The 9460-nt window shown below is 43.0% G+C and carries 9 protein-coding genes; 1 reads left to right on the top strand and 8 read right to left on the bottom strand.

The features are described 5' to 3' along the window. The first annotated feature begins 174 nt into the window (after positions 1-174). Positions 175-1062 carry a lipase family protein gene (locus AB204_RS12415; RefSeq protein ID WP_053067901.1) on the top strand — a complete coding sequence of 296 codons (888 nt, stop codon included), beginning with the start codon at positions 175-177 and terminating at the stop codon, positions 1060-1062. 32 nt (positions 1063-1094) lie between these two features. On the opposite strand, the gene truD is transcribed toward AB204_RS12415, so the two are convergent. The 8 genes from truD to cysG all read right to left on the bottom strand — a co-directional run bounded on the left by truD (position 1095) and on the right by cysG (position 8436). Continuing rightward, entirely contained in the window at positions 1095-2144 is a 1050-nt protein-coding gene (truD, locus tag AB204_RS12420; RefSeq protein WP_047963688.1) for a tRNA pseudouridine(13) synthase TruD, read from the bottom strand. 2 nt (positions 2145-2146) lie between these two features. Next, the gene (gene ispF, locus AB204_RS12425) at positions 2147-2620 is read right to left on the bottom strand and encodes a 2-C-methyl-D-erythritol 2,4-cyclodiphosphate synthase (RefSeq protein ID WP_047963689.1); all 474 of its coding nucleotides are present in this window, start codon (positions 2618-2620) and stop codon (positions 2147-2149) included. Continuing rightward, positions 2617-3429, bottom strand: a complete 813-nt coding sequence (gene ispD, locus AB204_RS12430) for a 2-C-methyl-D-erythritol 4-phosphate cytidylyltransferase (protein WP_047963690.1) — start codon at positions 3427-3429, stop codon at positions 2617-2619. The genes ispF and ispD overlap by 4 nt, the downstream gene beginning before the upstream one ends. Before the next feature lie 13 nt (positions 3430-3442). After that, positions 3443-3760: a cell division protein FtsB gene (ftsB, locus tag AB204_RS12435; protein ID WP_047963691.1), complete on the bottom strand. Its 318-nt coding sequence runs from the start codon at positions 3758-3760 to the stop codon at positions 3443-3445. Between the two features lie 215 nt (positions 3761-3975). Beyond that, positions 3976-4608, bottom strand: coding sequence for an adenylyl-sulfate kinase (gene cysC, locus AB204_RS12440; RefSeq protein ID WP_047963692.1), 633 nt, complete (start codon positions 4606-4608; stop codon positions 3976-3978). Then, positions 4609-6051 carry a sulfate adenylyltransferase subunit CysN gene (gene cysN, locus AB204_RS12445; RefSeq protein WP_047963693.1) on the bottom strand — a complete coding sequence of 481 codons (1443 nt, stop codon included), beginning with the start codon at positions 6049-6051 and terminating at the stop codon, positions 4609-4611. It lies immediately after the preceding gene. 11 nt (positions 6052-6062) lie between these two features. Beyond that, complete coding sequence (cysD, locus tag AB204_RS12450) at positions 6063-6971, bottom strand: sulfate adenylyltransferase subunit CysD (protein WP_047963694.1); 909 nt, start codon at positions 6969-6971, stop codon at positions 6063-6065. Between the two features lie 10 nt (positions 6972-6981). Beyond that, positions 6982-8436, bottom strand: coding sequence for a siroheme synthase CysG (gene cysG / locus AB204_RS12455; protein ID WP_047963695.1), 1455 nt, complete (start codon positions 8434-8436; stop codon positions 6982-6984). Between the last annotated feature and the right edge of the window lie 1024 nt (positions 8437-9460).

The following is a 9460-nucleotide window of genomic DNA, read 5'->3' on the forward strand; positions in this document are numbered from 1 at the left end:
TATACAATTGTTTTGAACAATTAGCATTAATCATCTGATTTTAATTAAAACCAATAACATATAAACCAATAAAAAACAAAAAATTCATTTAAATTTCAGGTAAATTTTAAAAAGTGAAATATACTTTAGTTATCTATTTGGTTTTTTATAATACCAATGCAAGGGAGATAAACTATGTTCACAGTAAATTTCTACGATAGTTTTGCATCATTAGATCTATACGCAGCAACTATGTTTGACCAATATCCGAATAACCTGATGCCCCCTCCCGATCCACGCATAGAAAAAGATGGTTGGAAACTGAAAGGCTATATCTCTTGTAATTATTATTCTACTTTTACGAATCCGCAAACAAATAAAAAAGGATTAATACTCTCCGATGAAAAAGTTAATCATGGATATATTGCTGAGAGAATAAAAAATCCCGGAGAATACGTTCTGGCTCTCCGAGGGACTAAAACCTTTGCAGAAAAAATAAAGGATCTTGATATAGATTATATACACCCCTGGTCTGATACACCGGGTCAAGCGGTTATTGATGGTTTTCATTCAATGTATCAATCTCTGAATCTGATTGTTCCTGATAATACAACAGGTATTAATTACTCCCAACTCAAACTAGCAGATGCCATCGCACAACTTATCGGCGTAGATGGCTATTTCACGATATCAGGTCATAGCCTTGGTGCTGCAATGGGGACTTATCTTATGAGAGATATCTATAATAAAGCCCCTCACTGTAGAGCTTGCCTATTTGCCAGCCCAAGAGTAGGAAATTATGAATTTGTTACCTATGTTAATGAGCATTTCAAGGATAATACCGTTAATAATTATATAAATGATCTGGTACCTAAACTTCCCCCTTATGCTGAACAGCTACCATATGTCAATGAACTGTATCCAAGAGACGATGTGAAAATCAATGATTCAATAACTTGCAAACATACTATACTCACTTATCTTGCTTTATTGAATAAAGAAAAATTTTACGATGTGCTTAATGCAAATGTCCCGGGAGAGCATGAAACATGGAATGACTGTCTACAAGTGATAATGGATTAAGAGCCTGTCTCATTAGGCTCTTAATCAAACTCTTACTCCGCAATATCCGCAGTATTATTTTGATCCTGATTAACCAGCTCTCTGACAACGCTGGTGGCAAAACTACCCGATGGTAGAGAGAAATAGAGGGTGACGGTTTGGTTATCCAGCCATTCCCAACGCAGATTAATTGGCTTCACCAACATTGCCCGACGGGCACTTTCCACTCGCTCACGTTTGACTAATTCCCAGAGTGATTCGTAATCCTGTAAGCATTGCTGTTCAAAATCCAAAGCTTGATGCTGTGTTCCCAATGCTTTATCGCCCGGCAAAGGCACCGTGATCTGCAATTCCCCATCCATGACACGCTGCTGCAACACGGCTAATTCAGGTTCATCAGCCACAAACCAGCTACCACGCCCTGTTAACTGCAAAGCATCACCATTCAACACCTGCTGGTGTGTATTCTGGGCGATACGTATGCTGGCAATAATATTAAACATGGCACTACGGCAGGCAGAAAGGTAAAAGCTGCGGCGATTACGTTCTCTGACCTGAATTTCGTTCTCCGCCCAGCGTTGCGCCTGCACCAGATTTTGACCACCACGCCCGAAACGTTGCTCACCAAAGTAATTAGGCACACCTGTTTGTGATATCTGCTGTAAGCGTTTTTCCACGGATTGTCGGTCAGATATTTCTCTTAATACCAGAGTAAAATCATTACCTTTCAATGCGCCAATCCGTAATTTTCGTTTCTGGCGGGAAGTTTCCAGCACTTCACAACCTTCAAGCTGAAAGGCGGTTAAATCCGGATCTTGTTTTCCCGGAAGATGTAAACAAAACCACTGTTCCGTAACTGCATTGCGATCTTTTAACCCTGCATAACTGACAGAACGAGAGGGTATTTTGGCAAAACGGGCAAGATTATCTGCCACAAACTGGGTATTACATCCAATCTTACGGATGTGTACCATCAAGTGCTCGCCTTCTCCATCAGGAGAAAAACCTAAATCTTCACGAACAATAAAATCTTCTGGTGAGGCTTTGACAACACCTGTCGCTTCCGGTCGGCCATAAAGCCAATGTAATTCACTCAACGTCATACTTATTCCTTTACCAGCAAAGCCACCGCTTCGCAGGCAATACCTTCTTTACGGCCAACAAATCCCAGTTTTTCTGTGGTTGTCGCCTTAACGTTAATATCATCCATATGACATTCAAGATCCTCTGCCAGATTAACCCGCATCTGAGGGATATGAGGCAGCATTTTCGGTTCCTGCGCAATGATGGTGATATCCAAATTCCCGATCCGATAACCCTTTGCCCGGATACGGCGATAAGCTTCTTTCAGCAGTTCCCGACTATCCGCACCTTTAAAGGCAGGATCGGTATCAGGGAATAATTTACCGATATCACCTAATGCCGCCGCGCCCAACAAGGCATCAGTGGCAGCATGTAACGCAACATCACCGTCTGAATGAGCGATTAATCCTTGTTCATAAGGAATGCGGACACCGCCAATGACCAATGGGCCTTCTCCGCCAAATTTATGCACATCAAAACCGTGTCCAATTCTCATACGATAGATTCCTTAGATTTTCGGGATAGATAAAACTCAGCCAATGCTAAATCTTCAGGTTGGGTAACTTTAATATTGTCCGCCCGCCCATTGACCAATACAGGGCGGTAGCCACAATACTCCAGCGCCGAAGATTCATCGGTGATACAAGCTTGTTCTGCAAGTGCTTTGCTCAAGCAATCACGCAATAGCTGTAACGGGAATAACTGCGGGGTCAGGGCATGCCAAAGTCCGTTGCGATCAACGGTATGATCAATCACGGTATGATGGTTGGTTGAGGGTGATTCTTTTACTGGCTGCGATACCATACGCTTCATGGTATCTCTCACGGGAGAGGCCAGAAGCCCACCGCATACGTCAGGAGAATCTACATTTTGATCAATAAGACATAGCAAATTATCTAAATCCTCCCGATGAAGACAAGGGCGAGCGGCATCATGTACCAAAACCCAAATGGTTCTGTCAGCCGGCAAGCCAGACAAATAATTTAAACCTGCCAATACTGAGTCTGCCCGCTCTTCACCACCGATAACAGTGATAATTCTTGGATCTGAGGCAATATTCAACTGCTCAAATTGAGTATCAGCAGGATTCAGTGCAACAATAATGCGCTGTATACGGGGATGTTCCAGTAATGCTGCCAAGGTATGTTCAAGGATCGTTTTCCCCGCAACTTTGAGGTACTGTTTTGGACAATCGGATTTCATCCGGCTACCAATGCCCGCAGCCGGGATCAATGCGACTATTTCAGTAAGAGGACTGTCAATAAGAGTATGACCAATAGGAGAATGAAACCCTGAATTATTCATTTCGATTAGTAAATTAGTTGCTGTTCTGGTTTAAAGATTGCTGCGCGTTTTGTTTAGAGGTATCTGGCACCATACGGTAAAAGGATTCTCCCGGCTTAATCATGCCCAGTTCATTACGAGCACGTTCTTCAATCGCCTCATTCCCTACTTTCAGATCCTTGATTTCAGCAAATAGCTGATCATTACGCGCTTTCAGTTTGAGATTATCAACTTCCTGCTTATCAACCTCAGACTTAACCCGAACGTAATCATGAATGCCGTTTTTGCCGAACCACAGCGAATACTGCAACCAGCCAAGCAGAATCAGTAATAGTAGCGTTAGTTTGCCCATCTCCCCCCCTGAAAACCCGCTAATCATCCCACAACTGAAAGCATCACGCCACTGACTATTTACTCTCTATTTACTATCGCAAAACTGATCTAAAACACGTTCACAAAATATGACAACGTGATGTAATAGAAACATATTGAATTAAATGAGTGTAGAAACACATTATTCCACTATCAATAATAATGTGTTTCAGCGCGGTTTATTTAACGAGGGAATTAAGCTGGCTGGATACCGTAACTTTTCAGAGCTAAAAGCAGTTTTTCAACTGAAGTTTCCACGGGTTGTGAACCATTCAAATAGATATCAGGATACTCCGGTGCTTCATAAACTGCATCAATTCCCGTGAAATTGGACAATTCTCCCGCTCGTGCTTTTTTATATAGCCCTTTGGGATCGCGAGCCTCACATATTTCAAGAGGCGTATCAACATGCACCTCAATAAATTGCCCTACTTCCATGAGCTCACGTATCTTTTGCCGCTCTGTTCTGTTGGGGGAAATAAATGCGGTCAGCACCACCAGCCCGGCATCAACCATCAATTTTGAGACTTCTCCAACTCGTCGAATATTCTCCTGCCTGTCGGTGTCAGAAAACCCTAAATCACTGCACAAACCATGGCGCAGATTATCACCATCCAGTAAGTAAGTTTTGATTCCTTGCGAAAACAACGCTTGTTCCAATGCTCCCGCAAGAGTGGATTTTCCTGAGCCGGATAATCCCGTGAACCAAATTACTAAGGCAGAATGCCCATTTACTGTTTCCCGCTGTTTCCTATCCAGTGCATGTGAATGCCAGACGATATTTTGGGAAACCGGTGAGCGAAAAACAGCAGCCTTATCTTGAGACACTTATTTTCCTCCCAATAGATCACGCGCTCCCCAATGTGGGAAGTGACGACGGACTAACCGATTGAACTCCAGCTCAAAATCACTGTATTCTTTGGGCTCTTCATAAACATCAGTTTGAATTTCCCGCACCAATCCGGCTCCCACAGTAACGTTGGTCAGACGATCAATCAGAATGATACCGCCTGTATCCGAATTTTGTGCATAACTGTCGAGCAGTAACGGCTCATCAAATGAGAATTCCACCAGCCCAATTGCATTCAAAGGGAGTTCAACCGCAACTTTCTGTGTCAAATTGTTAATATCTACCTGATATTGGAAATTATCGACTTTGCCCCGGCTTTTTTTACCCGCAACTTTGATATCCAGACTTTGCCCCTGAATCAGTGGCTTTTCCGACATCCATACAACATCAACCAAAGCATGACGGGCTGCGATCATTTGATCCTCAACAGCAACCAACAGATCGCCACGACTGATATCAATTTCATCTTTTAGTACAACGGTAATTGCTTCTCCGGGTACAGCAAATGGCAGATCACCGTTAAAAGTCACTATTCTCTCTACCGTCGAAACAACCCCTGATGGCATGACTTTAATTTTCTGGCCTTGGCGCAAAACCCCTGACGATAATGTGCCGCTGTATCCACGAAAATCGAGATCGGGGCGGTTTACATATTGCACCGGAAAACGCAGAGGCTGTTCTGCCGCTTTGGTCTGTACATCCACGGATTCAAGGATATCCAGTAAAGTCTTTCCTGTATGCCATGCCATTTTTTCGCTGCGGGTGACAATGTTATCCCCTTCCAGTGCCGAAATTGGCACGAAATGAATATTCAGGTCAGCAGGCAATTGAGCTGCAAAATCCAAGTAATCCTGTTTGATCTGTTCAAATATATCTTGTCGGTATTCGAGCAGATCCATTTTATTCACGGCTACCACCAGATAGCGAATACCCAGCAGGGTGCTGATAAAACTGTGTCGGCGCGTTTGCTCTTGAACACCTTTTCGTGCATCTATCAGCAAAATGGAGAGATCACTGGTTGAAGCACCAGTAGCCATATTGCGGGTATATTGTTCATGCCCCGGTGTATCCGCAATGATGAATTTGCGCTTTTCTGTGGAAAAATAACGATATGCCACATCGATGGTAATGCCCTGCTCCCGTTCCGCAGCCAATCCATCGACTAATAATGCCAGATCCAATTTTTCGCCTTGAGTCCCTATCCGTTTGCTATCGTTTTGTAATGTCGCAAGTTGATCTTCATAAATTTGGCGGGTGTCATGCAGTAAACGGCCTATTAGTGTACTTTTGCCATCATCCACGCTACCACAGGTTAAAAAGCGCAATAATCCCTTTTCTTGCTGTCCCCGCAGGTAAGCTTCAACGCCTCCTTGCTGTTTGATCTGGCTGGCGATGGTTTCATTATATGCAAGTGCTGGCATTTCTGGTCTCCTTAAAAATAACCCTGACGCTTTTTCAATTCCATCGAACCGGATTGATCACTATCAATCAGCCGTCCCTGCCGTTCACTGGTAGTCGATATCAACATTTCTTCTATGATTTCAGGTAACGTCTCTGCATCCGATTCCACAGCGCCTGTCAGCGGCCAACAACCCAAGGTTCTGAAGCGAACTTGACGCTGGCTGATCACTTCTCCGGGTTTCAGATCGATGCGATCATCGTCAACCATAATCCATGTTCCGTCGCGCTGAATAACCGGACGATGTTTAGCGAAATAAAGGGGAACAATGTCAATCTGTTCTAAATAGATGTATTGCCAGATGTCCAATTCAGTCCAGTTGGATAACGGGAATACGCGGATGCTTTCCCCTTTATTAATCTGGCCGTTATAGTTGCGCCAAAGTTCCGGACGCTGGTTTTTTGGGTCCCAACGATGAGCGCGATCACGGAATGAGTAAATTCGTTCTTTCGCCCGCGATTTTTCTTCATCACGCCGCGCGCCACCAAATGCAGCATCAAAACCGTATTTATTCAGCGCCTGTTTCAACCCCTCTGTTTTCATGATGTCAGTGTGTTTTGCACTGCCATGAATAAAAGGATTAATCCCCAGCTCATCCCCTTGTGGATTGCGGTAAACCAGCAATTCAAGACCATACTCTTCCATAGTACGATCGCGGAAATCATACATGTCCCGAAACTTCCAGCCTGTATCCACGTGCAGTAAAGGAAAAGGAACCTTTCCCGGATAAAAAGCCTTACGTGCGAGGTGCAGCATGACTGAAGAGTCTTTACCTATCGAATAGAGCATCACAGGGTTGGCAAATTCAGCCGCCACTTCCCGTATGATATGGATACTTTCAGCTTCAAGTTGCTGTAAATGTGTCAGTCTTTTTTCGTCCATAAACCACTCTTTATTCAAAATCGATAACAGCAGGATGATTTACTTGAGCAACCGCTTTTTCTTGATCAGTCAATGGATTTTGATCAACGGATTGCTGCCTAAACCACGCTATCTGATGATGGAGTTGGGCCACTTCTCCCACTACCAGCAAAGCAGGAGATGGAGCTTCCTGTGCCAACCGTTCCAGTTCGGATAAGGTTCCGGTCAACACTTGCTGTTCTGGACGAGTGCCACAACCAATGACGGCAACGGGAGTATTGGCATCCCGCCCGTGTGAAATCAGTTTTTGACTGATTAAGGCAGATTTCATGATGCCCATGTAAATTGCCAGTGTTTGATTGCCCCGCGCTAATGCGGGCCAATCCAATTCATTACCGTTTTCACGGCAATGACCAGTAATAAAAGTGACGCTTTGGGAATGTTCCCGGTGTGTCAAAGGAATACCCGCATACGCAGAAGCGCCAACGGCAGCAGTAATACCGGGCACAACCTGAAAAGGAATACCAGCCTCTGCCGCAATTTGTAATTCTTCTCCGCCACGACCAAAAATAAAGGGATCACCCCCTTTCAGGCGCACAACTTTTTTCCCTTGATTTGCCAGCTTAACGATGAATGCATTAGTTTCTTCCTGAACAACAGAATGATTACCCGCTCTTTTTCCAACGCAGATTTTGTCTGCATCACGGCGCACTAATTCCAGAATCTCGGCACTAACCAAATGGTCATAAAGGACGACATCAGCCTGCTGGAGCACCTGCAAACCTTTTAATGTCAGTAAACCCGGATCTCCCGGCCCTGCTCCTACCAACGCCAACTCTCCTTGGATACGAGAATTATCCTGAGTTAATTGTTGTTCGAGCTGCTCTTCCGCTTGTTGTAACTGCCCATTAGCAACCAAAGTGGCAAAACGCCCACTAAATGCCTTTTCCCAAAAATGGCGTCGCTGGCGCATGGAAGCAAGCCGCTGTTTTACGCGCTCACGCCAGCGACCTGCAATGTCTGCCATTGAACCAAGATGAAATGGCAGTAAGGACTCCAACTTTTCTCGCAATAATTTTGTCAATACCGGTGATTTTCCGGCCGATGAAATCGCGACCATAATCGGAGAACGATCAATGATGGATGGGAAAATAGCGGAGCAAAGTAGTTGGTTATCCACGACATTAACCAGAATTGCCCGAATATTAGCTTCTTCAAAAACAGATTGGTTGAGATTGTGATTATCAGTCGCGGCAATCACCAAAAATACGCCATCAAGATATTCGGTTTTAAACGTTCCCTGTAACCACTCAAACTCTCCCTTTTGATGACGCGGTTGCAGTTCTGCATGTAATTCAGGTGCAACAACTGTTAACGCTGCACCAGTACGCAGTAACAAACTTGCCTTGCGAGAAGCAATTTCTCCGCCTCCCACCAGCAATACTTTTCGGGCTTTGAGCTCAACAAATAAGGGTAAATAGTCCACAGTGACATGCCATCCAGTGTTTAGTTTTTTAATAATTATCTAAAGAATGAATATATGAAGCTGTGACGAGGTTATGAAATGACAAAAAGTAATTATTAGTTCCTGAATCGTATAAGGTAAGTTTTTAAATGGGTTATAAAATTGCAACATGTGAAATATTCAGGAAAAATTCCTGCTTTTTTTATTGTGTACCTCCTCTTTTCTGAAAGGGTTGTTTTGTGATAAAAATCACATTTTGGGATTATTTTTGAATTTTAAGATCTTGAGAAAAAGTTTTTATTATTCAGGTTATAAAAATAAAAATGCAGTTTACCATCACGCCTTACATCTATTTCATCGAATTATTTAGATGATCCCTCCAAGTTACAAATAAAACCCGCTTCTGCTTTACTATTTTTACTTATGTTATGTACTTTTTTATTTCGCCATAATATCGCTTAACATTCTTTCTTTATTTTTGTAAATCATCCTAAACTTATTTTCATCCATATACGGACGCACCATGAGGTACAAGAGCAAAGGAATAGAATCGACGCAAGATTTTAATTTCGTTAAAAAGGCGCATTCAACTTTCAAATGTATCTATCTAACTTCGCTTACCGAAAATCGGTGTAATAATACGTTTTGAACAGGAAAATACGGATACTCAGTGCCTCTTGAAAGTTTATGTCGGTGCGGAAAATAGTTTAGTCTTTGGCACAGGCACACAAATACAAAATATTCGCAATATAGGTGATGGTGGCTATTATTTATTCTTGGATGACGACTACTTCATCCGGATTGAAGTACGAGCATATTAAAGCACCTCAGGATCAGGTCGGAAGTTCTTTTACTTTTATATAAAAGGTTCTATTTCTATGATGAATACCAAAAAATTACTTTTATCGGTTTCTCTTTTTAGCGCTTTGCTTCTTAGTGGTTGTGCCAGCGTACCTCTTGCAACTGAACAAGACTCAGCAAAAGCCAAAAATTTCTCTGATCCAGAGAAGGGCAGATCTGGTTTATATATCTACCGCGATAGCTT

It is taken from the genome of Xenorhabdus khoisanae (assembly GCF_001037465.1).
Lineage (GTDB): Bacteria > Pseudomonadota > Gammaproteobacteria > Enterobacterales > Enterobacteriaceae > Xenorhabdus > Xenorhabdus khoisanae.